17 protein-coding genes and 2 pseudogenes are annotated in these 26,710 nt (G+C 56.4%); 6 read left to right on the forward strand and 13 right to left on the reverse strand.

All coding sequences use genetic code 11. From position 1 onward, the window contains the following. The first annotated feature begins 60 nt into the window (after window positions 1–60). Window positions 61–951 carry a DMT family transporter gene (locus tag JFT85_RS03070; RefSeq protein WP_187602325.1) on the forward strand — a complete coding sequence of 297 codons (891 nt, stop codon included), beginning with the start codon at window positions 61–63 and terminating at the stop codon, window positions 949–951. Between the two features lie 5 nt (window positions 952–956). Here JFT85_RS03070 and JFT85_RS03075 read toward each other — a convergent pair whose 3' ends face one another. Next, a complete protein-coding gene (locus JFT85_RS03075) occupies window positions 957–1,523 on the reverse strand; it encodes a YceI family protein (protein ID WP_187602326.1) in 567 nt (188 codons plus the stop codon). A 122-nt stretch (window positions 1,524–1,645) separates the two neighbouring features. Here JFT85_RS03075 and JFT85_RS03080 point away from each other — a divergent pair, with 122 nt between their 5' ends. The 4 genes from JFT85_RS03080 to JFT85_RS03095 all read left to right on the forward strand — a co-directional run bounded on the left by JFT85_RS03080 (window position 1,646) and on the right by JFT85_RS03095 (window position 5,276). Next, on the forward strand, window positions 1,646–2,140 hold the full coding sequence (locus tag JFT85_RS03080; protein WP_053255815.1) for a PaaI family thioesterase: 495 nt from the start codon (window positions 1,646–1,648) through the stop codon (window positions 2,138–2,140). Window positions 2,141–2,184: 44 nt separating this feature from the next. After that, on the forward strand, window positions 2,185–3,072 hold the full coding sequence (gene yghX / locus JFT85_RS03085) for a YghX family hydrolase (RefSeq protein ID WP_201229183.1): 888 nt from the start codon (window positions 2,185–2,187) through the stop codon (window positions 3,070–3,072). Window positions 3,073–3,373: 301 nt separating this feature from the next. Further along, window positions 3,374–3,676: a DUF6124 family protein gene (locus JFT85_RS03090; RefSeq protein WP_187602329.1), complete on the forward strand. Its 303-nt coding sequence runs from the start codon at window positions 3,374–3,376 to the stop codon at window positions 3,674–3,676. Window positions 3,677–4,082: 406 nt separating this feature from the next. Then, the gene (locus JFT85_RS03095) at window positions 4,083–5,276 is read left to right on the forward strand and encodes an IS4 family transposase (protein WP_201229185.1); all 1,194 of its coding nucleotides are present in this window, start codon (window positions 4,083–4,085) and stop codon (window positions 5,274–5,276) included. A gap of 188 nt (window positions 5,277–5,464) precedes the next feature. On the opposite strand, the gene JFT85_RS03100 is transcribed toward JFT85_RS03095, so the two are convergent. From JFT85_RS03100 to JFT85_RS28585, 6 genes and pseudogenes are all read right to left on the reverse strand, one after another. Continuing rightward, window positions 5,465–5,914 (reverse strand): DUF2247 family protein, encoded by a 450-nt coding sequence (locus JFT85_RS03100; protein ID WP_053255813.1) that lies wholly within the window; start codon window positions 5,912–5,914, stop codon window positions 5,465–5,467. A 515-nt stretch (window positions 5,915–6,429) separates the two neighbouring features. Continuing rightward, complete coding sequence (locus tag JFT85_RS03105) at window positions 6,430–6,735, reverse strand: hypothetical protein (protein ID WP_053255812.1); 306 nt, start codon at window positions 6,733–6,735, stop codon at window positions 6,430–6,432. Next, window positions 6,732–6,962, reverse strand: coding sequence for a hypothetical protein (locus tag JFT85_RS03110; protein WP_155512284.1), 231 nt, complete (start codon window positions 6,960–6,962; stop codon window positions 6,732–6,734). The genes JFT85_RS03105 and JFT85_RS03110 overlap by 4 nt, the downstream gene beginning before the upstream one ends. Before the next feature lie 363 nt (window positions 6,963–7,325). Then, complete coding sequence (locus JFT85_RS03115; RefSeq protein WP_053255811.1) at window positions 7,326–7,721, reverse strand: hypothetical protein; 396 nt, start codon at window positions 7,719–7,721, stop codon at window positions 7,326–7,328. A 410-nt stretch (window positions 7,722–8,131) separates the two neighbouring features. Next, window positions 8,132–8,647: a hypothetical protein gene (locus JFT85_RS03120; RefSeq protein WP_053255810.1), complete on the reverse strand. Its 516-nt coding sequence runs from the start codon at window positions 8,645–8,647 to the stop codon at window positions 8,132–8,134. 3 nt (window positions 8,648–8,650) lie between these two features. Next, window positions 8,651–11,311 (reverse strand): annotated as a pseudogene (locus JFT85_RS28585) (DUF637 domain-containing protein); the annotation flags it as partial. Window positions 11,312–11,441: 130 nt separating this feature from the next. On the opposite strand from JFT85_RS28585, the gene JFT85_RS03130 reads away from it, so the two are divergent. Then, window positions 11,442–12,611: an IS4 family transposase gene (locus tag JFT85_RS03130; RefSeq protein ID WP_069553850.1), complete on the forward strand. Its 1,170-nt coding sequence runs from the start codon at window positions 11,442–11,444 to the stop codon at window positions 12,609–12,611. Window positions 12,612–12,708: 97 nt separating this feature from the next. On the opposite strand, the gene JFT85_RS03135 is transcribed toward JFT85_RS03130, so the two are convergent. The 6 genes and pseudogenes from JFT85_RS03135 to JFT85_RS03160 all read right to left on the reverse strand — a co-directional run bounded on the left by JFT85_RS03135 (window position 12,709) and on the right by JFT85_RS03160 (window position 26,686). Next, entirely contained in the window at window positions 12,709–13,191 is a 483-nt protein-coding gene (locus JFT85_RS03135) for an RDD family protein (protein ID WP_069553853.1), read from the reverse strand. 76 nt (window positions 13,192–13,267) lie between these two features. After that, window positions 13,268–13,660: a DUF2846 domain-containing protein gene (locus JFT85_RS03140; RefSeq protein WP_169876735.1), complete on the reverse strand. Its 393-nt coding sequence runs from the start codon at window positions 13,658–13,660 to the stop codon at window positions 13,268–13,270. Window positions 13,661–14,022: 362 nt separating this feature from the next. Then, the gene (locus JFT85_RS03145) at window positions 14,023–15,192 is read right to left on the reverse strand and encodes an IS4 family transposase (protein WP_069553850.1); all 1,170 of its coding nucleotides are present in this window, start codon (window positions 15,190–15,192) and stop codon (window positions 14,023–14,025) included. A 133-nt stretch (window positions 15,193–15,325) separates the two neighbouring features. Beyond that, window positions 15,326–15,694: pseudogene (locus tag JFT85_RS03150) on the reverse strand (IS4 family transposase); the annotation flags it as partial. Window positions 15,695–15,827: 133 nt separating this feature from the next. Then, on the reverse strand, window positions 15,828–16,382 hold the full coding sequence (locus tag JFT85_RS03155) for a hypothetical protein (RefSeq protein ID WP_069553838.1): 555 nt from the start codon (window positions 16,380–16,382) through the stop codon (window positions 15,828–15,830). 2 nt (window positions 16,383–16,384) lie between these two features. Next, complete coding sequence (locus JFT85_RS03160; protein WP_201229187.1) at window positions 16,385–26,686, reverse strand: two-partner secretion domain-containing protein; 10,302 nt, start codon at window positions 26,684–26,686, stop codon at window positions 16,385–16,387. Window positions 26,687–26,710: the final 24 nt, after the last annotated feature.

Here is a 26,710-nt window from a genome sequence, read left to right on the forward strand (position 1 = left end):
TTGTGCTGATATTCGACCCTAGGATGCCCGTCACGCAACCCTTCCTTTCGAGCACAGCCCATGGAACGTACCTCAGCGCTCAACCCCCTCGACAGCAGCACCCAAGGGTGGATCAACGGTTTTATCGGCGTCGTGATTTTCAGCGGTTCATTGCCGGCCACACGCTTGGCGGTGATGGAATTCGACCCGGTGTTCCTGACCATGCTCCGCGCCACCCTCGCCGCCGTGCTGGGTTTATGCCTGCTGCGGCTGTTCCAGGCGAAGCGCCCCGCGCGTCATCAATGGCTGCCCCTGGTAATCGTGTCGCTCGGCGTTGTGGTCGGCTTTCCCTTGCTCACCGCGCTGGCCTTGCAATACGTCACTTCCGCCCATTCGATTGTGTTTATCGGCTTACTGCCGCTCGCCACGGCAGTGTTTGGCGTGCTGCGCGGCGGCGAGCGTCCGCGCCCGGTGTTCTGGTTATTTTCGAGCCTGGGCAGCCTGCTGGTGATGGGCTACGCCGTGGCCCAAGGCTTGAGCGCCGCCCCTGCCGGTGACGTGCTGATGCTGTTGGCGGTGTTGGCCTGCGGTCTGGGTTACGCCGAAGGCGCCAAGCTCTCGCGCAGCCTGGGTGGCTGGCAGGTGATCTGCTGGGCGTTGGTGGTGTCGCTGCCGGTGGTGGCGCCCTTGAGCCTGATCCTGGCGCCGTCGACCCTGGCCGGGATCAGCCTGCCGGCCTGGCTGAGCCTGGGTTATGTGGCACTGTTCAGCATGCTGATCGGCTTTGTGTTCTGGTATCGCGGCCTGGCCCAAGGCGGCATTGCCGCCGTCGGCCAGTTGCAGTTGCTGCAACCGTTCTTCGGGCTGGCATTGGCGGCGGGCCTGCTGCATGAGCCGGTCAGCCTGGGCATGGTGCTGGTGACGGTCGCGGTGATCGGCTGCGTGGCCGGCGCGAAGCGGTTCGCCCGTTAACGGCCCTAGCGTTGTGGCGCGACCATCTTGAATTTGATGTTGATGCCGTTGGACACCACGCTATTACCAGCCCACTCGCCCTCACCAATGTTGAAGTCGTCGCGGTTGAGGATGAACTCACCGTCGAACACGCCGATACCGCTTTGCTCCTTGAGCACGACCTCAATATTGACCGGCCGCGTAATGCCCTTGATCGTCAGGTTGCCGGTGATCCTGTAGCGGTTGTCGCCCAGCGCGCGGGCACCGTTGGATTCATACACGCCCACCGGATAGGTTGCGGTGTCGAACCACGCCGGTTGCTGCAACCGGGTGTTGGCGTCCTGGCTGCCGGCATCGATACTGGCGAGGTGGATCTTCAGCAATGCGTGCGCCGCCTCGGGCTTTTGCGTATCGAAGGTCAAGGTGCCCTCGAAGTCGCTGAAGGTGCCGTACACCCGCTGCCCGAATTGCTGGAAGGTAAAGCTGATCTGGCTGGCCGTGCGGTTGACGTCTTTGTACTCCACGGCCTGGGCATTGGAAAACCAACCCACAACCAGAGCCAGCATGACGACCGGGTGCGTTCGACGCTTCATGGAAAACTCCGCAGGAGAAAAGAACACGCGTGCTGAGCTTACACGCCACGCCATGGATGTATTCCCATCGGGCGTTTGTCCTGTTAAACAGAGTAGTCGCCCCAGCACAATAAGGACTTTGCATGCACACCCCTTCTCTGCAGGACACCACCGCCCCCGAAGGCATTTGCTACGGCTGCGGCGGCAGCAACCCGCACGGCCTGCACATCAAAAGCCGCTGGGACACCGATGGCGTCCATGTAATTGCCGAGCATCAGCCGGACGCCAAATACAGCGGCTGGCCCGACCTGGTCTACGGCGGCCTGATCGCCATGCTGGTCGACTGCCATTCCAACTGGACCGCCATGGCCTACCACTACCGCGCCGAACAACGCGCGCCCGGCAGCCTGCCGCGCATCGACTGCGTGACCGGCAACCTGGGGATCAAATTCATCAAGCCGACGCCGATGGGCGTAACGCTGAGCCTGCGCGCACGGGTCGAAGGTGACGTGGGGCGTAAAAGCCGCGTGGTCTGCGAGGTGTACGCCGGTGACGTGCTCACCGCCGTCGGCGACTCGGTGTTCGTGCGCGTCGACACCGGGCAACTGGCCGCCGCCGCCCATGGCCGCGACAGTTGATCCTGGTCTACAGTGATGACCACCGCTAATCGAGGACTGCTCCGATGACTCGTCTCACCGCGAAAGACTTTGCCCCCGAACTGCTGGAACTCTACGACGGCTACGCCCACGGCAAGCTCAACCGCCGCGAATTTCTCGACCGCGCCGCGCTGTTCACCTTCGGTGGCCTCACTGCCTCGGCGCTGCTGGCGGCCCTGAGCCCCAACTATGCGCTGGCCGAACAGGTCAAATTCACCGACCCGGACATCGTCGCCGACTACATCACCTACCCCTCGCCCAAAGGCAACGGCACCGTGCGCGGCTACCTCGTACGCCCGGCCAAGGCCAGCGGCAAACTGCCCGCCGTGGTGGTGGTGCACGAAAACCGCGGCTTGAACCCCTACATCGAAGACGTCGCCCGGCGCCTGGCCAAAGCCGGCTTCATCGCCCTGGCACCCGACGGCCTCACCTCCGTGGGCGGCTACCCCGGCAACGATGAAAAAGGCGTGGAACTGCAACAAAAAGTCGACCCCACCAAACTCATGAACGACTTCTTCGCCGCCATCGAATGGCTGATGCACCACGACAGCAGCACCGGCAAAGTCGGGATTACCGGCTTCTGTTATGGCGGCGGCGTGACCAATGCGGCGGCGGTGGCTTATCCGGAATTGGGTGCGGCGGTGTCGTTTTACGGGCGCCAACCAGAGGCCAAGGACGTGCCACGCATAAAAGCACCGATCATGCTGCATTACGGCGAGTTGGACACGCGGATCAACGAGGGCTGGCCGGCGTATGAGAAAGCGCTGAAGGCCGCAGGCACGACCTATGAGGCGTATATCTACAAAGGCGCCAATCATGGCTTTCATAATGATTCAACGCCACGGTATGACGAGGCGGCGGCGAATCTGGCGTGGGAAAGAACCCTCGGCTGGTTCCACAATTACCTGGCCTGATCACGATCTGAAAGGTGGGAGCTAACTTGCCTGCGATGGCGGTCTTCCAGTGACAAATGTGCTGGCCGGCCCGGCGTTATCGCAGGCAAGCCAGCCCCCACATTTGATCGGTGTTGCCCGCTCGCCATGCATGGTCAAAGGCCAGCAATCCATATCGCTTTAATTTGCAGGAAGTTTCCTAGACAATCCTTTGGCCTTGCGCCTGCTCACGCCACTGGCTAGCCTTCGCTCTGTCGCTGCCTATCAGCGAACAGGAGTGGAAACCTGAGAACAAGTAGGCCCCCTTATCAGGAGCTTATGTATGAGCAAAAGCCATTCGGATTCAACTCGCTTCACCCCCGACCGCAAGATCTTTGATCGCGCCCTGAGTCACTATCTGCAACCCGCTTCACCGCAATCTTTTACCGTGAATCAAGACCTAAGCTTCGAAGACGCCCTCGCCCAAATCTGCAACCTGCTGCGCTGTGCTGCGGCCACCGCTGCCGACATCACCCAAGGCCTGAGCGGCGATCAACACCATATGGCTGGCGCAACCGAACACCTGATCGACATGGCCCGCACACTTGCCGACCGCGCACTGGATTGCCTGCAGCCCAGGGCATAAGCCAGCGCCCCTGACACGGCACAAAACAAAGGTGGGAGCTGGCTTGCCTGCGATGGCATCACTTGGGTCTGTCAGAAAAACCGAGGTGTTTGCATCGCAGGCAAACCAGCTCCCACATTGGACACTCACTGTTGTCGTAAAAATAAGGGTCAGACCACGTTTAGTGCTCCGCCAGTAGACTAGTGGTCTGACCGCATTTTTTGCATCATCAAGCGCAGAGCTTGGAGTAAATTTGTGGGGATCCCTCAGGGTCAGACCACGTTTAATGCACCGCCAGATGAATAGTGGTCTGACCCTGAGGAATCCCCGATTTTTCTTACGAAAAATCAAGAAGTTGGAATTATTGAAGAAGCCTGCATGAGTCGGCAACTTGGTTTGCACCACACAAAAACAAGATCCCCGACCCATGCAAGCCATCCGATTTTTACACAGAGCGCTCGCTCAAGCACTGCCTTCAATCCATTCTCGTCGCCTGACAACACTGATGAGTTGTGTCAGTTCGTTACTGCAAGGCCGCCGCTTGACGCTGACAGCGCTCGGACGTTTTATGCCAGGTCAGGCGTACCCCAAACATGCGATCAAGCGGGTTGATCGGTTGCTGGGCAATCAACACCTCAGAGCAGAGCGCCCGCTGTTCTACTGGGTGATCCTGCGGGCGTTGCTAGGGTCGATGAAGCATCCATTAATCTTGGTCGACTGGTCCCGAATTGATGCTCCCGGCAACGCGTTTTTGTTGAGAGCCGCGATACCGCTGGCGGGGCGCTCATTTCCTATTTATGAAAGTGTTCATGAGCGCGAGGGTTGCCCCAAATATCAAAACCGCCTGCTCAAAACACTGGCTGAACTACTGCCCGATGGATGTGTTCCAGTGATGGTTACCGATGCAGGTTTCCGGCGCCCATGGATGAAAGCAGTGGCCGCGCAGGGCTGGTATTACGTGGCCCGCATACGAAATCGTGAGCTATATCGGGGTGACGAAAATGAGTGGCTACCCGTGAAAAATTTGTATGCGTTGGCCACCTCGTCACCCAAGTCGATTGGCCGGGTCGAGATGACACGTAGCGCTCCACACTTGATCGATTTGTACTGCGTGCGACATTCAGCCAAGGGCCGCAAGCATCAACGAGTGACCGGCTCAATCGCCAAAAGTAAGCTCAGCCGACAGTCAGCCAGGCGTGAACGGGAGCCATGGTTGCTTGCCAGCAATCTGAAGCAAGACGAATGGAATCCAGCAAAAATCGTAGCGATTTATAAGCGCCGTATGCAGATCGAAGAAGGCTTCCGAGATGTAAAAAGTGAGCACCTGGGATTAGGCCTGAATCTGCATCGAAGCCATTGTCCAAAGCGCATTGAGGCGCTGTTGTTGATTGCTGCTTTGGCCAACTACCTTCTCTTTTTAACAGGGCTGCAGGCACGAGAAAGCGGTTTGGAACGACGCTACCAAAGCAACAGCGTCAAAGAAAAGCGAGTGCTCTCATTGTGGCGACTAGGCTTGGAATACTGGCGAAGCTGCACAGATTTTGGAGGCCGAGGACACTTGGAAATAGTGGAGCGGGCTCTGCGTGATGAGGTGTGCCATCAAGCGCAGAGCTTAGGGTAAATTTGTGGGGATCCCTCAGGGTCAGACCACATTTAGTGCTCCGTCAGAAGAATAGTAGTCTGACCCCATTTTTCTCGGCTCTTAACTGCATTATCGACTTTTCCGTGATAGGGAGCACCTTCATAGTCCAATCGGCGCATGGCGTCTGCACTTTCGCCGGCAGCTCCTGTCGCTTTTGCACCATCAAATTATTGGAGCAAAAACCTCTCTCTTAGTTTTTCCACAACTCGGCTCATTGCTACAAGCGGGTCGACACCATCCTGAGAGTAAATACTGCACGAAGCCATATCTTCCGGATAATCAAAGTCCGCATAGACTTCCTGAAGTCTATTTATTTTATTTTCGTCACTGTCATTCGACGTATCAATACAAAGTAGAAAAGCTAAACGCCACTTTTCAATTTCGGCAAGAAGGTTCGTCATCTCCATTTGTTTTGAGACAACCTCAAGAAGTTCTTCATCGCTTAAATATTCGCCTCCAGCAATGATGGCAACGCGCTCGCTTTCGCAACCATTTAAAAGCTGATTCATGGCAAACTCAAAAATATCTTCTCGCCTTATCCAGCGCTTTCTAAATCCCAAAAAAATGGTTGACCAACAAGCCAAACCCAAACTAATCAATACACCAAGTGGGGACATTACCTTCTCCTTATTTTTTCGGAATTTGGTTAGGCAGGCCAGTTACTTGACCACCGGGAATAAAGCGCCGATGAGTCACGTTGCCTTCATCAACAATCCATTCAAAAACCCCACCAACTCCGTTATTGCTGCCTTCAATCTGCCTTAACTCTGACACCCTAACCACCTCGCCACCTGGTCCTTTGGTTGGTATCTCAAATTTAGCTGCATCACCAGCATAGTTATCAATTATGTCATTAAATCCGTGCTGGCCATCAGGAAGTTTATTTGCGCTCCCGACTCTTGGCTTCCCTATGACTGAATTATCAATTGCTTTTGAAGAAAAATAGGGGTCAGACCCTGAGGGATCCCCGATTTATCTTACCGAAAATCAAGAAGTTGGAATATTGAAGAGGCCTGCATGAGTCGGCAACTTGGTTTGCACCACACAAGAGGAAAATAGGGGTCAGACCACGTTTAGTGCTCCGTCAGAAGAATAGTGGTCTGACCCCGTTTTTCATTGGACCAAGTAAAAATTACTCTTTTCGACGATAAACGACCCTCTCAGCTTCCGACAAGCTAGGTAGGTCTTCGTTGCCGACCAAAATTTCCGACTTGCATTTTAAATTTGAGTCCTGATAAGCAGTATATTGACATATGATATCTTCGACCTCATCAATATCATCCTCTATATTTTCTTCAAGATAAAATCTAATTAACCAAACATCATCTTCACAAGACAATACCACCATCCTGAAGTTTGGAGTAACTGCCCCCAGCATCGCTTGAACAAGCATTAAGACTTGGAAATTCCAAGTTTTCAATTCAGCTTCTGCATTCATTTCTGAGTCCAATTAGGGTTAGCAGGGACAATACTTGGGCTTTTTGTACCTTTGATGATAAAGACATTAGTTGGCTGAGCGGTTATACCAACGCCAGCGTTAACGTTAGTGCCGGTTACGCCTTCAAACTTGACCACCGAAAACCCTTGAGCATTCTTACCTAAAATCTTAACCTGCCCTATGCGGTAAGCGTCTAGTACTTTTTGAGCATCATCAACGCTGCTCAAGAACCCACCGCCTCCTCGAGCTTCAAGCTCAGGAAGAATAGTGGTCTGACCCCATTTTTCTACAAAAAAACAGCGGTTAGACCACGTTTAGTGCTCCGTTAGAAGAATAGTGGTCTGACCCCATTTTTTCACATTTTTTCATAAATTACATTCCATGATGATGTTTGACATTGAGATCGTACTGCTTAAGAGTCTGCTCAAATTTAGCTCTGACCTCAGGCGTCCAGCTCTTCCAGTAGTACCCACTAAACTCATTAGCGATTACCGCCCCGTTGGGCCCTCGCCGGAAGAATAGTGGTCTGACCCCATTTTTCCTCTGCCGGTAGATTGAGCGCTTCTTGATCTTGAATAAACGTTCCCCAACTAGACTGGAGACTTCTTCGAGTAACGCTCTTCTAATCTCTCCACAGACCTTAGAACACTGCCCCCATCATCAGGAAAGAAAGTAGAGTAAACATCAGCTGCAATTTTCATCAGGGAAACGTAGTCTGGCACTGGGATACTTGAAGTTTCCACTTCGCCCAAAAAGAAACTGACCTCACTGAAATCTTCTGGATCGTCCCAGTCCTGATCAAGAGAGTAAAAAAATCCTTCACTCACAGAGAAGCCAACTCCCCGCGAAGCGTCATAGATAAACGCTGGAAAATTAGTCCTCCCCCTCGCCATAGAAGCCTCTATCAATTCGTAAAGGTCTTCATAATCCAGACCAGTTGAAGCAAATGACTCCTTTAGGCTCTCAAGCCAAGCCAAGCTAGCCATCAGTTTGTCCTCCGCGGCATAGTGATAAAGGAGTTTGTTATTTCTCCAGTCTTGCTATTACGGGGATTCCTCAGGGTCTGACCCCGTTTTTCTGCAATATTTGCAACAAAGACTCTTCATAGGAGACATCTAACTCTTCACTATAAGCGGCCATAGCAGCTTCGCAAAGCTTATCAAACTGTCTAATTGTGTCACTCACTTTTTGGCACCCACGCACCTGATCTAGGGTTACCAAGAGTTGGCACCCATACTTTTTCTACGTACTTCCCTGATACGTCAAAGCCTTTTTGGGCAAAGGCTTTTTCTGCGGCGGCCTGCGCCGCTGGACCACTCAGCGTCTGACCCATTTCTCTGACCCCATTTCTCCTTTATTTTGATGGACTTATGAAAAACGTGATCCGCTCAATGTTTTATCGAAGGGACCAGTCGTGTATCGATATAAACTTGATAACTTGTTCTGGCGCATCTTCTAAGGAAGCTCTGTAGTCCGTAACAAAACTAATCCCCGTCAATATGCTTCCGAATTTCTTCAGAAGAAAGTCATCATCCGCATCATTAAACAAAACATCAAACTCCCTTTCCAAGCTCCGAAGATCATCTCCCACGCTGACACTATTAAATCTCCCAAAATACCCTGCACCTACGGAAATTCTATAAAGCCTTCCTGCATTCTCAAAGTACAGCGAGACCACCTCATTCATAAATCGATATGAAAATAAAAGTTCATTACCAAAACCGATCCGCCTCTTAATTCCGACCCAAGAGTTATTCTTAAGGAGAATATCACGAACAGGTACTTCCGGACCGTACCACTCAACCTCCCCAACCTCTTCGCTAACATTGGAAAATGACTCACCCAAAGAAAATCCTGCTGCTGATATACCTGGAATAAGGTCAGCGTACAAATCAGGGAATAAATTTCTCATATATCAGTTCCAACCCTTCCACTCACCGCCCTCATATTTCAGACGATTTCCTTGGGTATCATAGTATTGTTGATAACGCGTAATAGTGCCTGGACTAAAATCAGGCGACGGATCAATTACCCGTATTTCTATATTTTTATTGCCAACCTTCTCAGTACTAACAAGCTTATAGTACGGACTATCACCGTGGGTTCCACCGCCCGGATGAAACTCTACCTCTTTTATTGTCGGGTGTCCTTCAACGTTAAAGACCTGTGCTTTACCTGAAGTACCAGCCAATGGTGCTTTCGGCGTAAGGCTCGCACCATCAAGCGTTAACGACTGCTTGATGTCATCAATCGACTTACCCCACATGCTCGACGGCGATTCAGCAATATTTCGAGGAATCCCTGCTTGGGCAGCCAGATCGTCTCTCAGCCCAACACGCGCAATCGCAGAAGTAGCCGGCACTTCAGCTGCGCCCGTCGCTTTTACTACCGTCAACTCAGCCTTAACAACCTTAGCAGTGACCTTTTCGACGAGCAAGGCCCCGCTTTTGAGCGCTCCCCCAACCCCCGTCCCTAGCGCCACAACGTCGCTTATCAGCTTCCCGGCTTCACGCCCTGCGTTAAACGATCCACTCGCCCCGGCTCGTTCATACTCCGATTGCAGATTGTCAATTCGTTCGATGTAGGACTGCTTCATAGTGTCCGAGACATGACCCAGCACATCCTCGCTTTCAAGCACGGACCTCAACGCCCGAAACGTCTGTATCGGGCTGCCGGCAACTTCCAAGATGCCCTTGACCGTATCAAGTAGCCCTTCCGGCACGCCAACCACTGCCCCACCCGCAAAGCTGGCGTCCTGCCCGGCGTCGATCAATTCCCACTTCGTATTGATCCTGAGTCTTTCTAGTGCATCTTCGCTTTCTGCCAGCTCTTTCGCTCTCTGAGACTTTTGATGCTCGCCCAGGTAGTTGTACTGCGTAGCATTCTTCGCGACCCAAGCCCCCTTCTCCATGGCGGCCGCATCTGCATCCTTCTGCCCCGCCGCCGCCAGCACACCGACAATCTGCGAACTCATCGTCAGCAATTCTTCATTGCCTTTGACCAGAGTATTCAGATGAGTAACCAGCGCCTCATTCGCGCCCGCAGCCAGCGCACCGGTTTTGAAGTCGCCGCCCGTAGCTTCAGCCAGCAAACCACCGACCATCGCGTGAATCGCAATTTTGGGTGCAGATCCATCGGCAACTACACCTTGGGTGTAATTACCCACCAGGTTGAAACTCGCTGCCGCCAGTGTATTGAACAGCGCGCCTTTCAACGCATCGCTAGCGCTACCGCCCTGTCCCAGCGCCTTGCCCAGCAGCATGGACGTGCCGCTTTGCAATGTCTGGTTGGCAGCAAATTTACCGACACCACTCCAAGTATTCAGCAGACCTTGCGTCGTAACTTTCCCAGTGATTGTGTTTGTTTGAGTACCCGTCCAATCACCAAAATAAGCAGCGGTCAGGCCTGCTGTAGCACCCGCAATCACATACCCCTTCATCGCATCCGAAGAAGTCACATCCTTAAGCACTGCGCCCAGGTTGCCGCGATTATTGACGACGCTGACGCTTGCGTTGGTGGAGGCTCCCGACGCCACAGCCCCAGCTACCGCCCCTGCCGTACCGCCACCCGCTGCAGCTGCCGCCATAGGCCCAACCACCGCCGCCATCACAATCGCAATAATGATCTGCGAAGCCGGCCCCAACCCCGAGTTGCTGTACTTGAAGCTGTCATGAATCTCCTTGACCTGCCTCCAGTCCACATCACCCCTTGCCTCGGCGTCCTTGATCCACGCCAACTGGGGATCAGCCTTGACCATCGCATCAATGGATTGGCTGACGGTCTGTTGATTGACCTGATTGACGTCAATCTTCAGGCCTTCGACCGCCTTGATCGCGATGCTGCCCTCGGCAACCATTTGGGTCTGGCGCAACGTCTCGTCGGTGTTGCCTTTGCCTTTGGAAGACACCCAGAAGGCATTGTTATTGCTCTTCTCATGACTCTCCTGCCGCAAATCCTTCACCGCCTCAAACGTCACCGCCCCACCACTGACAATCGCAATATCCCCGCCACTGTCGAGCTTCGCCGCTTGATACTTCTGATCCCCACCGCTCTCCAGCGTCAGGTTGCCCCCCGTCTTGATCTCGCTCCCGACATTCTTCACATCGGTCACTTCATCACGCTGGGTTTTCTTGCTGCCCCAACCGCCCTTTTTGCTCATGTCGTACAGCGAATAGTTGCTGTCTTGCGCGGCCAGCAGTTGCAGTTCGTTATCGGCATGCACGTAGGCTTCGTTGCCCGCGCTGATCTTGCTGGCGACCAGCGTCAGGTCGGTACCGGCGACAGCTATCAGGTCGCCGCCGGCTTTCAGTTCCGCACTTTGTTGGGTGACGTTGTCGAGTTGGGTGGTGGTTTTGGTGCCGCCTTTTTTGCCTTTTGAGTAGTCGTGTTGTTCGTTGGCGGCGGCGGCCAGGGTCAGGTTTTCGCCGGCTTTGACGCTGAGGTCTTTGGCGGCGCTGACGGTGCTGGCGACCACGGCGATGTCGCGGCGGGCGTCGATGGCGAGGTTACCGCCCACGTCCACGTTCGAGCCGTATTGCAGGGTGGTTTGCTCGGTGCCTTTGACGCGGCGGCGTTGGGGAAAATAGGGGTCAGACCCTGAGGGATCCCCGATTTTTCTTACGAAAAATCAAGAGGTTGGAATATTGAAGAGGCCTGCATGAGTCGGCAACTTGGTTTGCACCACACAAAAACAAGAACCCGAACCCATGCAGGCCATTCGATTTTTACACAGAGCGCTCGCTCAAGCACTGCCTTCAATCCATTCTCGCCGCCTGACAACGCTGATGAGTTGTGTCAGTTCATTACTGCAAGGCCGTCGCCTCACGCTGACAGCGCTGGGACGTTTTATGCCAGGTCAGGCGTATCCAAAACACGCGATCAAGCGAGTGGATCGATTGTTGGGCAATCAACATCTGAGAGCAGAGCGGCCATTGTTCTACTGGGTCATGCTGCGCGCATTGTTGGGCTCTCTGAAGCATCCTTTAATCTTGGTCGACTGGTCGAGAATTGATGCACCTGGCGACGCCTTCTTGTTGAGGGCTGCAGTCCCGTTTGCGGGACGCTCGTTTCCTATCTACGAAAGCGTTCATGAGCGCGAGGGTTGCCCGAAATATCAAAGCCGCCTGCTCAAAATGTTGGCCGAATTATTGCCTGATGGATGCGTCCCAGTCCTGGTCACTGATGCAGGTTTTCGTCGCCCCTGGATGAAGGCCGTAGCGGCGCAGGGCTGGTATTACGTGGCTCGCATACGAAATCGTGAGCTATATCGTGGTGACGAAAATGAGTGGCTACCCGTGAAAAATTTGTATGCGTTGGCCACCTCGTCACCCAAGTCGATTGGCCGGGTCGAGATGACACGTAGCGCTCCACACTTGATCGATTTGTACTGCGTGCGACATTCAGCCAAGGGCCGCAAGCATCAACGAGTGACTGGCTCAATCGCCAAAAGTAAGCTCAGCCGACAGTCAGCCAGGCGTGAACGGGAGCCATGGTTGCTTGCCAGCAATCTGAAGCAAGACGAATGGAATCCAGCAAAAATCGTGGCGATTTATAAGCGCCGTATGCAGATCGAAGAAGGCTTCCGAGATGTAAAAAGTGAGCATCTGGGATTAGGCCTGAATCTACATCGAAGCCATTGTCCAAAGCGCATTGAGGTGTTGTTGTTGATTGCTGCATTGGCCAACTACCTTCTCTTTTTAACAGGGCTGCTGGCACGAGAAAGCGGTTTGGAACGACGCTACCAAAGCAACAGCGTCAAAGAAAAGCGAGTGCTCTCATTGTGGCGACTAGGCTTGGAATACTGGCGAAGCTGCACAGATTTTGGAGGCCGAGGACACTTGGAAATAGTGGAGCGGGCTCTGCGTGATGAGGTGTGACATCAAGCGCAGAGCTTAGGGTAAATTTGTGGGGATCCCTCAGGGTCTGACCCCATTTTTCGTGTTAACCAACACGTTGAAACCTGAGCCACCACCCTCAAGCAGTGCCGAGCTTCCCGTCGTCATAGATGTCGGCAAGACTGCGTACCTTGGTCAAGTTGCCGGTTTGAATCACGATGGTCTTGGCAAACATATCGCCGAGGCGGGTTCTGGACTCAAGAAAAATCCACACCCAGTCGATGATCATCAGCACCCCGGCATTGCGGGTAAATGACTGAGAAATGCAGCAGCCCTCACGGGTTTTACGGTCGACGACCGCGATGCTCAGTAACCGCTTGCCCAGGCTCTGGCCATTGGGCAGTGCATCTGCGAGCAAGAGGTAGGCAAAACCTGCGAAAAACGCCGCAAGGAACCCGCCCTTGGCCGTCACGGCGGGGACGAACGCCGACAGCACCTCGGCGCTGAACTTGACGATGAAAAAGATCAGCACCGCGATGCCAGAGTCGATGATTCGGGCCAGCAGGCGACGGCCGATGCTGGCCAGAATGGTCGGCCGTTTAGCGGGGGCAATTGCGTCCATACGGTGTCACTCCGTCTTATGTAAACAGCAACAACGGCCGAGCTCTGCGCCCGGCCGCCTCAAGCGCTTTTTTAACTCACTTGCTTTCTTTTGCCACGGTACCCAACGACGCGTCCTTGACCAGATAACGGCCTTCCACATCGCTCAGCACTTTGAGGCTGTTGCGCGCCACGGCGAAGCCCATTTCGACTTCCTGCTTGAGGTAAACCACCTCACCGGCCTTGACGTTGATCGGCATGTCAGCCCAGTTTTCAGCTTTAGAACTGATCACGTGCTGACCCGGCGTCACGAAGAAATAAATGTACTGGTTACCACGGTTGTAACCCATCTCCGAGTCGGCTTCCTTGTCATCCAGGAACACGTTGAACCGCACCATCATCCCCACGTTGCTTGGGCGTACGACATACACCAGGCCTTTATCGGCGACCGCGGCCTTGGGCAACGAGTAGTTCGCCACGTCAGCCTGCATCTTCTCCACCGACGGCGTCGAGGAGCAGCCAAACAGCGTGGCCAGGGACAATACAACAGCAGCTTTGCAGAACAGCTTGATCATGTACTTCTTCCTTGTGGTGTGACGGTAGAGCGGATTGAGAGCCCCGGCGATTGGCCGGCGCGGGTTCTTTGATGCGTTTAATCATCGCCAGGGTGTCGGCCATGGGGATGAAGACGTGAAGCGTTGTGCGTGGGTCAGCACTTTGATGCCTTGCGTGGGCTTGGCCACACAACGTGATGAGGATAGTTTGGTAAAACGACACGTCCCACTCTGGGAGAACAATAGTGGTCTGACCCTGAGGGATCCCCACAAATTTACCCTAAGCTCTGCGCTTGATGTCACACCTCATCACGCAGAGCCCGCTCCACTATTTCCAAGTGTCCTCGGCCTCCAAAATCTGTGCAGCTTCGCCAGTATTCCAAGCCTAGTCGCCACAATGAGAGCACTCGCTTTTCTTTGACGCTGTTGCTTTGGTAGCGTCGTTCCAAACCGCTTTCTCGTGCCAGCAGCCCTGTTAAAAAGAGAAGGTAGTTGGCCAATGCAGCAATCAACAACAACACCTCAATGCGCTTTGGACAATGGCTTCGATGTAGATTCAGGCCTAATCCCAGATGCTCACTTTTTACATCTCGGAAGCCTTCTTCGATCTGCATACGGCGCTTATAAATCGCCACGATTTTTGCTGGATTCCATTCGTCTTGCTTCAGATTGCTGGCAAGCAACCATGGCTCCCGTTCACGCCTGGCTGACTGTCGGCTGAGCTTACTTTTGGCGATTGAGCCAGTCACTCGTTGATGCTTGCGGCCCTTGGCTGAATGTCGCACGCAGTACAAATCGATCAAGTGTGGAGCGCTACGTGTCATCTCGACCCGGCCAATCGACTTGGGTGACGAGGTGGCCAACGCATACAAATTTTTCACGGGTAGCCACTCATTTTCGTCACCACGATATAGCTCACGATTTCGTATGCGAGCCACGTAATACCAGCCCTGCGCCGCTACGGCCTTCATCCAGGGGCGACGAAAACCTGCATCAGTGACCAGGACTGGGACGCATCCATCAGGCAATAATTCGGCCAACATTTTGAGCAGGCGGCTTTGATATTTCGGGCAACCCTCGCGCTCATGAACGCTTTCGTAGATAGGAAACGAGCGTCCCGCAAACGGGACTGCAGCCCTCAACAAGAAGGCGTCGCCAGGTGCATCAATTCTCGACCAGTCGACCAAGATTAAAGGATGCTTCAGAGAGCCCAACAATGCGCGCAGCATGACCCAGTAGAACAATGGCCGCTCTGCTCTCAGATGTTGATTGCCCAACAATCGATCCACTCGCTTGATCGCGTGTTTTGGATACGCCTGACCTGGCATAAAACGTCCCAGCGCTGTCAGCGTGAGGCGACGGCCTTGCAGTAATGAACTGACACAACTCATCAGCGTTGTCAGGCGGCGAGAATGGATTGAAGGCAGTGCTTGAGCGAGCGCTCTGTGTAAAAATCGAATGGCCTGCATGGGTTCGGGTTCTTGTTTTTGTGTGGTGCAAACCAAGTTGCCGACTCATGCAGGCCTCTTCAATATTCCAACCTCTTGATTTTTCGTAAGAAAAATCGGGGATCCCTCAGGGTCTGACCCCGTTTTTCTTTTAAATAGGAAATGAGCGCCCCGCCAGCGGTATCGCGGCTCTCAACAAAAACGCGTTGCCGGGAGCATCAATTCGGGACCAGTCGACCAAGATTAATGGATGCTTCATCGACCCTAGCAACGCCCGCAGGATCACCCAGTAGAACAGCGGGCGCTCTGCTCTGAGGTGTTGATTGCCCAGCAACCGATCAACCCGCTTTATCGCATGTTTGGGGTACGCCTGACCTGGCATAAAACGTCCGAGCGCTGTCAGCGTCAAGCGGCGGCCTTGCAGTAACGAACTGACACAACTCATCAGTGTTGTCAGGCGACGAGAATGGATTGAAGGCAGTGCTTGAGCGAGCGCTCTGTGTAAAAATCGGATGGCTTGCATGGGTCGGGGATCTTGTTTTTGTGTGGTGCAAACCAAGTTGCCGACTCATGCAGGCTTCTTCAATAATTCCAACTTCTTGATTTTTCGTAAGAAAAATCGGGGGTTCCTCAGGGTCTGACCCCATTTTTCCAAACTAACGGCGATACGAGGAAATCAACGCTTTTGCAATTACACTTTCTGCCAAGGAACCAGCTTCCAACTCAGCTAACTCATCCAAGGAAATGAAATTAGCATTTAAATAATTATAGAGTCTTGTTTTTCGATCTACACCCCTCAAAGCAATAACGCCATACTCTTCGTTCGCGCTTTCATACGCAAGCCAATCAAATCTCCCATTACATATAATAATCGGATACCCAACAGTACCTTTAAAAAAATCTTCGAACCCTTTAGTTATCCAGCAAGCGTCTTTACCCGCATCACTTCCACCAATAGAGAAGCAGGAACCAGCTAACTGTTCGCCTCCTGAAAACTTTATAAAGACATCCGATTCAAAACTACAAAGGCTTTCAGAAATCAACCCCAAAAAAAGCTCATGAAAATCAAGCAGCGGTCGCTCAAAAAACCAAAATGACAGATTTTCCGCAAAATAGATATTCTTCGGTAAGTCTTTATCGAAATCAACGACACCTGACAATTTGTCGAGAAATAGAGACAATTCCAAACCTTCAATTTTCAAAACCGCCATAACTATTTCCCTGAAAATCTAATTTTTACGATTGGTTTTTTTATGCCTTCCATACTTAATGACGCTGAAGGCTGCCCGGTGGACGTTGAAGATGGATAAAATCGATATGTTTTATCACCGTTAGTTAGCACAGTGACTGAGCCATCCTTAGAAAACGTTTTCTTGTAGCCACTAGATTCAAGTGTTTTCATAGCACTTCCCTGACTAATATTTGCCTCAATCTGCCCCGCACTATTTCGGGTAGCCTTCGGTAAAAATTCAATCAGTGTAGCTTTTGGGCTTGAAGACCCAGCAGCCGATCTTCCCACTAACGCCATCGCACCGGCCACACCCAGACCAGTAAGAATATTAGCTTTCTCACCCGGCTCCAGCTTATGCCCATACATCCGATCCACCCAAGTGGTGGAAGCGTTCCAACGATCAAGATCGGCAGCTTCCTGCGGCGTCAGCCAACCCTCTTTCAGGCTCTTGGCAAACGCTACCTGTTTGTCCATCGCAAACATATCTCCCCACCCACTCGGGTTCGGGGACAGCGACATGGGCTCGCCAGGGTTACCTTGCAGCAAGCCAGGCACATCATAGGTGGTTTGTCGCAGTAACTTCAGCAGCTCCTGGGCAACCGGATCGTCCATTCGAATAGAGCTATTGACGATATCGTCTACGCAACTGCGCGTCTTGCATGACTTGATGGGGTCGGAATTTTCAGCAGACAGTTTCTCGTATTTACCCAGAATGCCTTTAAGCTTGTCTTCGCCGCAGGTCTTCGTTGCACGGCAATCCTTGATTTCCTTAAGCAGACCTTCAGCCTCAGCATGCTTGAGGTTGTTATATACAGTGGCCTGTTGGGCTACCCACGCGGCCTTTTCCTGAGCCTTTTCGTCACCACCTGCAGCCGCTGCGACCGTCATCCCCACCAACTGAGACGTCATCGCCAATAGGCGTTCATGCTGGTCTCCAGGGAAAATCTTGTCACCAACCAAGCTAATCAGCGCTTCGTTAGCACCCGCGGCCAAAGCAGCGGTGCGGAAATCTCCACCCGCCGCCTCGCCAATCAATCCGCCGACAATGGCGTGTACCGCTACTTTTGTGGAGAGGTTAGTTCCAAGAAGTGCATCACCTACCTTGTTATAAATGGCTCCGCTCAAGCCATCTGCCGCCATCCCGATTGCGGCCTGCACGACGTTATCTTTAAATTTCCCACCGTTAGCCACTGTATTCAGAGCAGAGCGTACGGCGAGTTGAGTGCCTAGGCTATCTGGCACATACCCGCCACTGATGCCTGAAACAACGTAACCCTTCAGCGCTTGACTGGATGTCACATCCTTAACAACGGCACCCAGGTTTCCCTTATTGTTTATCGCGCTGATCACTGCGCCGCTGGTTGCCGAACCAATCACGGCTGTTGCTGCAAGATTTCCCCAACCGGCACCAACGAACGTGCCCGCAGTTGCCCCGACAGTGGAGATCCCTCCTGCCGCCATGGCAGTACCGGACCCGGCCGTGGCGCCCGCGGCGCCGCCAGCCATCACGCTCCCAGCTCCCGCAGTCAATGCCGTCACGATGATAATAATCGCCAGCATCGCGCCCTGCCCAAGCCCGGAATGGCTGTACTTGAACGAGTCATGCATTTCCTGCACTTGCCGCCAGTCCACATCCCCACGCTTCTCAGCGTCTTTTAGCCAAGCAAGCTGCGGATCTGCCTTGACCATCACGTCGATGGTCTCGCTGACGGAGTGCTGGTCGATTTTCTTGATATCAATCTTCAGACCATCCACTGCCTGGATGGCTACTTTCCCCTGCGCAACCATTTGAGTCTGGCGCAGCGTCTCGTCTGTATTACCCTTACCTTTGGCACTGTTCCACGCAAGGTCACTTTTGCTCTTCTCATGACTCTCCTGCCGCAAATCCTTCACCGCCTCAAACGTCACCGCCCCACCACTGACAATCGCAATATCCCCGCCACTGTCGAGCTTCGCCGCTTGATACTTCTGATCCCCACCGCTCTCCAGCGTCAGGTTGCCCCCCGTCTTGATCTCGCTCCCGACATTCTTCACATCGGTCACTTCATCACGCTGGGTTTTCTTGCTGCCCCAACCGCCCTTTTTGCTCATGTCGTACAGCGAATAGTTGCTGTCTTGCGCGGCCAGCAGTTGCAGTTCGTTATCGGCATGCACGTAGGCTTCGTTGCCCGCGCTGATCTTGCTGGCGACCAGCGTCAGGTCGGTACCGGCGACAGCTATCAGGTCGCCGCCGGCTTTCAGTTCCGCACTTTGTTGGGTGACGTTGTCGAGTTGGGTGGTGGTTTTGGTGCCGCCTTTTTTGCCTTTTGAGTAGTCGTGTTGTTCGTTGGCGGCGGCGGCCAGGGTCAGGTTTTCGCCGGCTTTGACGCTGAGGTCTTTGGCGGCGCTGACGGTGCTGGCGACCACGGCGATGTCGCGGCGGGCGTCGATGGCGAGGTTACCGCCCACGTCCACGTTCGAGCCATATTGCAGGGTGGTTTGCTCGGTGCCTTTGACGCGGCGGCGTTGGTAGGCGTAGTCGTCCTGTTCGGTCTGGCTGGCGATGACCACGTCGCGCCCGGCGGTCACGCTGGCGTTGCCACCGGCCTTGAGGTCGCTGCCGATGTTGAGCACATCGCGCCCGGCGTTGAGCTTGAGGGTGTCGGTGGCTTCGAAGCGCGAGGCGTCGCTGGCCACGTCGTTGCGCAGTTGGTAGCCTTCGCCTTGCTGCTTGAAGGTGGTGACGGTGCGCTCGTTGAGAATGTCGCCGGTCACAGCGGTGGCGCTGATGTCGCGGGCGTTGATGATGCCGCCACGGGTGTTGCGGATCGAGTCGGTGGCGAGCATTTCCAGGCGGTTGCCGGCTTGCATCAGGCCGCTGTTGTCGATGTTGCCGGCGACCATGCTGAGGTTGTTGGTGGCGCGCAGGGTGCCGCTGTTGTGCAGGTCGCCGCCGGTGATCAGGCTCACGTCCTGGCCCTGGATCAGTGCGCCGTTGGGTGCCAGGCGGTTGTTGGCCTGGGCCAGGTAGAGCACTGGGGTGAGGACTTTTTGGCCATTGACCTCGGCTTCTTCCATCCACACGATGTCGTGGGTCAGCGCCGCGACTTGTTCGGCAGTCAGCGACACGCCGAGTTGCAGCTTGAGCGCGTCCTTGTAGCTGATGGCGTTGTCCATCAGGTAACGGAACAGCGCGTCGTCACTGGCGATGCCATCGATGTAGCGCTGGCCGGTGCGGGCCACCACGGCTTCGCGGATCAGGCGTTGCTCATAGAGACCATCGCCCAGGCGTTTCCAGGCGGTATCAGGGTTGTAGCCCAGTTTGCCCAGCAGGTAATCGGAGCTCATGAACTGCTTGAGGTCGGTGAGCGCCGGGTTGGTTTCGATCAGGTATTTGTGGCTGTTGTCGACCGCAGCGATTTGCGGCAGCCCTTGCACGCGGGTTACCGACGGCGCGCGGCTGTCCAGGTTCAGCGGGCCCTGGCCAGTGACCGCGCCGCTGAGCGGCTGGCCATCGACGCTGAAACCACGCTCTTGCACGGCGCTGTAGTCCAGCGGTTTTTCGCGGTCTTTGTCGGCAATCTGGCGGCCGCCGACGCTGAAGTCGCCATTGCCCGTGGAGGCGCTGCCGGCGCTGTCTGCCTTGGCCTGTTGGCCGCTCAAACGGAACAGGCCATTCTGGCCGGTGGGCAGGCTGAAGCCGGGCAAGGTGGCCGGGTTGACCTGGCGCTGTGCCAGGTCTGGCGGCAGTTGCGCGGTAATCGCCGGTTTCACCGTGGAGGCGAACACGTCGGAGTTGGTGTTGTGGTTTTGCGCCGGGGCCTTGATGTCGGTGGCGTTGGGGCGAATCACGCTGTTGTCGATTTTTTGCGTGGCGTTGACCGTCACCGAGCCGGCCGCCTGAATCACCGCCTGGGCAATGACGCTGCCGGCGGTCGGCACCACGTAGGTGCTGGTTTCGTAAAAGTTACCGATGCCGGCCATGATCTTGGCCAGGGTCATCTCACCTGGGCGGTAGTCGCCGGAGTTGGGGTTGTTATAGACGTTGAACTGGTTCTGGCGCTCCATGAAGGTGTTGTAGAAGCTGCGGTCACGGGTATAAAAGCCCGAATTCAGGTGCACTTCTTCGCCGCCGGCCGCACCACGGTTGGTCAGCACGTCGGTGTTGATCAGGATGTTCTTGGCGGCAGACACCGAGCTGTAGAGGTTATCGAAGGTCTGGCTGCCGACGGTCAGGTCGCCACCGGCGTTGATGAACGCCGAGGCCGAGCTGCCGACCAGCACGTCTTCGTATTTCTCTACGGAGGTGAAGTACAGCTCGCAGCCTTTGCCTTTGCAGAAGTCGTTGGAATAGATATTGAGGTTGCCCGAGACCAGTTTCTTTTGCGTGCTGAACTGGTCGCGGCGGTTGCTCAGGGTGTCGGCCAGCAGGCGCATGTTGCCGGCGCTTTCCAGGCTGCCGGAGAGGTTTTCGATCAGGCTGCTGCGCGCGCCCGCATCGTCGCGGGCAATGTCCAGGCCGCCGAGGCTGTAGACGTCGCCGTAGCTGTTGCGCACATCGTTGGCGCGCAAGGTCATGTCGTTGCCGCTGAACAGCAGGCCCCTGTCGTTGAGCAGGTGGGTGGCGTTGAGGCGGACTTTTTCCGCGCCGCCCAAAGTGCCGTAGTTGTTCAGGGTGGTGGCGTTTACCGTGAGGTCGCCGAGGGCGGTCAGGCGCCCGTGGTTGGTCAGGGTGCTGCTGTTGACCTGGGTGACCGCGCCGCCGGCAATCCGGGCGTTTTCGCCCAAGTCCATGCTGGCGCTGGTGAGGGTCATGGCGCCGAGGCTGCTGACCCGGCCGTTGCCGCTGTAGCCGCCGCTGAGCGTGAGGTTGAGGCTGCCGTCACTGGCCAGCAGGCCGTCGTTGGTCCAGGTGTCGCCCGTGCCGGTCAGGCTTTGTGCGCCCAACAATTGGCCGCTGGCGGTCTGGGTGAATTGGCCGATGTCGAGGTTCAAGCGCCCGGCCTGGATCACGCTGCTGTTGGTCCAGCTCGCTGCCTTGATGTCCAACTGGCCGTTGGTGACAAAGCTGCCGCCGGCACGGGTGACTTGATCAGACGTCAGGTCGAATTTGCCGCTGCCGGTGTGCACGATACGGCCACCGTTGTTGTCGAGGTTGCCGGCTTGCAGGTTGAGATTTTCGTTGGCACTTTCCAGCGCGCCGGAGCGGTTATCGAACAGCCCCGCCACGTTGATATCGGTGTTGCCCGCGCGGCCCATGGCGCGCAGGCTGCCACCGGCGTTGTTGAAGGTTTGTGCGGCAAGGCGCAGGGTGTCGTCACTTTCGATCAGGCCGAAGCGGTTGCTCAAGGTGCCGGTGAGGCCGAAATCGATGCTGCGGGCGCCGACCTTGCCGCCGTTGTTGGCCGCCGTGTCCTGGTTATCGAAATCGGCGGCCGTGACCTTGAGCAAGGTGTTGGCATACACGCCGCCGCCCTGGTTGTTCAGGCTGCTGGTGACAATGCGGTTTTCACCGCCCAGGGCCGACAGGTGCCCCAGTTGGTTGAGCACACCGCCCTTGGCGTCGATATCCAGCGATTGCGCCTGGGTGATGCCGCCGCCGTTGTCGAACAGGCCGCTGACCAGTTTGATCCAGCCTTTGCCGCTGTTGAGGATGCCGCCGCGGGTGTTGGCCACATTGGCCGCGTTCAGGTCGAGGTTGCCGCTGAGGCTGTCGACTCGACCGCTCTGGTTGTTGAGGGCGCCGCTCAGACGCAGCAGGTTGTCGGTCTGGCTTTGTAAGGTGCCCTGCTGGTTATTGAGGGTGCGAGCGGCAAGCTCCAGCTTGCCCTTCTGGCTGTAGATCAGGCCGTCTTGCTGGTTGTTGACGTCACCGGTCAGCAGTTTGATCAGCAGGTCTTGCTGGCTGGCGAGGGTGCCTTTACCACTGTTGTCCAAATCGCCGCTGGCGAGGGTCAGGTCGAGCCGGTTTTGGCTGACCAGTTGGCCGCCACGGTTATCGAGGCTGGCGGCGTTCAGCAGCAGCGCGCCGCCACTGGCCAGGCGCGCATTGTTGGCGTTGATCAGCGCACCGCTGAGGGTGCCTTGCAGGCTGCCCTGGCTGATCAGTTGGCCGCCGCTGTTGTCCAGGCTCTGACCGATCAGGTTGATGTTGGCCGCGCTGATCTGGCCGCCACGGTTGAGGATCTGGCTTTGGGCGTGGTTGAAACCCAGCAACTGGCTGGAGGAAATCAAGCCGTTGTTGCTGTTATCCAGGCGCCCGGCAATGCTCAGGCCTACATCGCCCTGACTGGAGATGATGCCTTGGGCATTGTTGAGGCTCGCCGCGCTGAGGGTTTGCAGGCCCTGGCTCACCAGGGCGCCCGCCGCGTGGTTATCGAGGGCGCCGCTGAGGTTGGCGTGCAGGCTGCCGTTTTTGCTCGACAGCGTGCCTTCGGCGCTGTTGTCGAGGCTGCCGCCGGCCACGGTCAAACCGTTCCAGCCGGAGATCAGGCCCTTGTTGGCGTTGATCAGGGTGTTCGCCTCGACACGCAGTTGATCGGTGCTGAGGATGGTCCCGCGATCGCTGTTGTCGATACGCAGGGCCGCCACGCTGAACCCGATATTGCTGGAAATTTCGCCCTGTTCGCGGTTGGTCAGGTTGGCCAGGCGCGCAAAGCTCAGCGGTCCTTTGGCGCTGATCAGGCCGGCGCTGTTGTCGAGGTCGCCACCTTGCAGATCGAGCGCAACGGCACGTTCGCCGATCAGGCGGCCCTGGCGCTGGATCAGCTGTTGCACCACCAGTTGCAGGTTGCCCTTGGCCGAGACTTCACCGCCAAGGCTTGAGTCCACATGCTGTCCTGCCAGGCTGAGGTAGCCCTGGCTGTTGATCAGGCCCGCAGTGTTGTCGAGGTTGGCGACGTTCAGGCTCAAGGCCTGCTGGCTGCCAATCACGCCGTTGCGGTTGCTGACATCGGCCGCCGTCAGCGTGAGGTTGCCATCACTGACCAGTTGCCCGCCCTGGCTGTTATCCAGCGCGCCGGTGCTGAGGGTTTGGCGGGTACCGGCCGAGAGCCGGCCTTTGTCGCTGTTATTTAATGCGCCGGCCGTTGCATCCAACGTGGTCGCAGCGCTGATCAGGCCCTGATCACGGTTGTCCAGGGCGCCAGCGACCTTGAGGTCCAAAGCGCCACGGCTGGCAATCGCGCCACCGGCCTGGTTATTAAGGCTGCCCGCCGCCACCTGCAAGAGGTTCTTGGCGGATACCACGCCTTCGACGCTGTTATCCAGCGCCTGGGCGATGCGCACCTGCAAGCTGTCGCCACTGATGACTTTGCCGCCACGGTTGTTCAGCGTGTCGGCCACCACCGCAAATGATTGCGTGCTGGAAAGCTCGCCGCCCTGGCTGTTGTCGACGCTGCCGAGGTTGCGCAGCAGTAATTGGCCAGGGGTGGCAATCAGGCCGTGGTCACGGTTGATCAGTTGCCCGTGGTTCAGGTCCAGGTCGATGCTGGTATTGCTGACCAGTTCGCCGCGGTCATGCTGGTCCAGCCCGTCGAGGTTTGCCTGCAGCGTGGATTTGGCGAAGATCGAGCCTTGCTGGCTGTTGTCCAGTTGCCCGGTGTTAAGCAGGATCCCGGCGTTACTGCTGATACTGCCGCGCTGGCTGTTGTTAAGGCCCGCACTGCGCAGGTCAAGCTGTTGCTTGGCGCTGATCACACCGGCCTGGCTGTTGTTCAGCGTGCCGGCATTGAGCGTTAACGCGCCGTCACTGAGTAACACGCCCTGCCCTTGGTTAAGCAGATCGCCGCTCAGGTTGATGTTCACGCCCGTTTGGCTGATCACGCGGCCGCCCAGGCTGTTGTCCAGTTGCCCGCCGTTCAATTGCAGGCTTTGGCGCGCCGCCAACAGGCCTTTGTTCTGGTTGAGCAGGCGTTGCACGGTCAGTATCAGGCCGCCGTCACCAATGACCTTGCCGCCACTGTTGGTGAGTTGATCGGCACCCAGCCGCACGCGGGCCTGGCTGGAGATTTCACCCTGCTGGTTGAGAATGCTCGGGCTGTACAGGTCGACGCCACGGGTGGCAGCGATGAGGCCGCCGTTGCGGTTATCCAGGGCGGTGCCGGTAAAACTCAGCACGCCTTCGCTGACCAATTCGCCAGCTTGTTGGTTGAGCACGCCGACGGTTGCCAGCAGGTCGCCCTTGGCGCTGATACGCCCGGCGCCGTTTTCGATTTGACTGGCGCTGAGGGTCAGGCCGCCGTCGCTGCTCAGTCGGCCGCCAGTGCTGTTGTTCAGGCTGGCCAGTTCGATGCGGGTGTTGGCCTTGCTGCTGATCACGCCCTGCTGGCTGTTGTCGACGCTACCGCCGGTAAGGGTCATCGCCCCGTCGGCAATCACCAGGCCGCCCTGGTTGGCGAGCGTATCGCCGTGCAGTACCAAGGTGTTTTTACTCGATACCAGCCCGGCCTGGGCGTTATTGAGTTGGCCGACGCTAACCTGTTGCGCGCCCTGGCTGATCAGGTTGCCTTGATTGTGGTTATCAAACAGCCCGGCAATGTTCGCGGTCAGGTTGCCCTGGCTGGCGACGGTGCCTTGGCCGCTGTTGTCCAGGCTGGCGGCCTGCAGGGTCAGCAGGCTGGTGGCCGAGAAGATCCCCAGGCGGTTGTCGATCGCGCCGCTGGCGAGCACATTAAGGTGGGCGCCCAGCAGTTTGCCGGCGCGGTTATCCAGGGTGGTGGCGGTAACGCTGGTTTGGTTGGCGGAGATTTCGCCTGCCTGGTTGCTCAGTAGCCCGGCGGTTACATGGGCCTGTTGCTGGCTGGCCAGCAAGCCGTTTTCATTGCCCACTTGCCCGGCAATCAGCGTCAGGGAATTGAGGCCGATCACGCGGCCGTTCTGGTTTTGCAGGGTCGCCGCCGTGACGTCGGTGCTGTTGTCGCTGTGCAACACACCACCGGCGCGGTTATCCAGGCCCGTGGCATTGACCTTCAGCGATGCCGTGCCCAGCACGCGGCCGCCACGGTTATCCACTTGGCCTGCGCTGACCACCGCGCTCGCGCCGCTCAACGTCGCGTTCTGGTTGTCGAGGTTGTGTGCAGCCGTCACTGTCAGGGCGCGGCTGGCAACCACGCTTTGGGTATTTTTAAGGCTGCCCGCAGACACGCTGACATCGCCATTGGCATTGCGCGTTTCATCGGCGTTGACGCCCGCTTCGATGATCCCGCTGTTGGTGACCTGGCCAGTACTGGCCAGGCTAATGCTGTCGCGGGCGGCGAGGCTTTTCTGGTTGACCAGGCCCTGGGCGCTGGTGACCTGCACGCTGCTGCCGGCGTAGACCTTGTCGGTCAGGTTGACGTTCTGCGCGGTGACCTTGATGTTGCCGGTGGCGGCGGTCTGCGCCAGGCTCAAATGCCCATTGGCATCCAACTGGATATCGCCGCCGCTGGCCGCCAGGGTGCCGTCGAGCTTCACGCCCACACCGGCTTCGGTGCCCACCAGTTTGATCGCACCGGCGTACATGCCGCCCAATGCCGACGAGTCGATTGCCAACTCCGGCTTGGCGCTGCCGTCATCGGCACGCGCCGTCGCATTCAAGGTCTGCGCGTTAACGTCGTTGCGCCCGGCGACCACGGTCAAGTTGCGCGCATTGATCTGGGCATTGATTTTGGCTGAGCGGGTGATGATTTCGAAACGGTCGACGTTGCTGGCGTTCAAGCCCTGGCCGTCGATGGTCACGGCGCCGCCATCGACCTGGTAACGGTCCAGACGGCCGTTGTCGAGCACCGGTTTGCCGGTGGTCAAGGTCACATTCGGCGTATTGATGAAACCGCAGCCGCTGCAGGTGATGCCGTACGGGTTGGCCACGATAACCTTGGCCGACTGCCCCGCCACTTCGGTGTAGCCACGCAACTGGCTGGGGCTGCCGCCGTTGACTTCGTTGAGGATGATGTTGGCGGCGCGGCCTTGCAGGTTCGGGTTGCCGAGGATGATCCCGCCCAACTGGGTCGACTGCGTGATGGCGGTGGCGTTGTTGAGGATCACGCCATTGGCGCCGACGTTGTAGTCCTTGAACTGGTTATGGGACAAACCACTGCCGTTGGGCGCGGCGATGTTCACCACGGGAACGCCATTGCCTGCCTGGCCGACGCTGGTGCCCGGTGCGCTGACGACGATGCCGTCGGCCTGAGCCAACAACGGCTGCCAGAACAATGCATTGGCCAGGATCAGCGCCAGCCCGCGTTTGGGCAGGCCGATGAACGAGTCACGGCGTTTCAGGGCAGCCGAAGGCTGGCGAGCGAGGAAGGCAAACTGGCGAACATCCATTTCAAATTCTCGATGCAACGGGGC

The sequence above is a fragment of the Pseudomonas sp. TH04 genome (genome assembly GCF_016651355.1).
In the GTDB taxonomy this organism is placed as follows: Bacteria; Pseudomonadota; Gammaproteobacteria; order Pseudomonadales; family Pseudomonadaceae; genus Aquipseudomonas; species Aquipseudomonas fluorescens.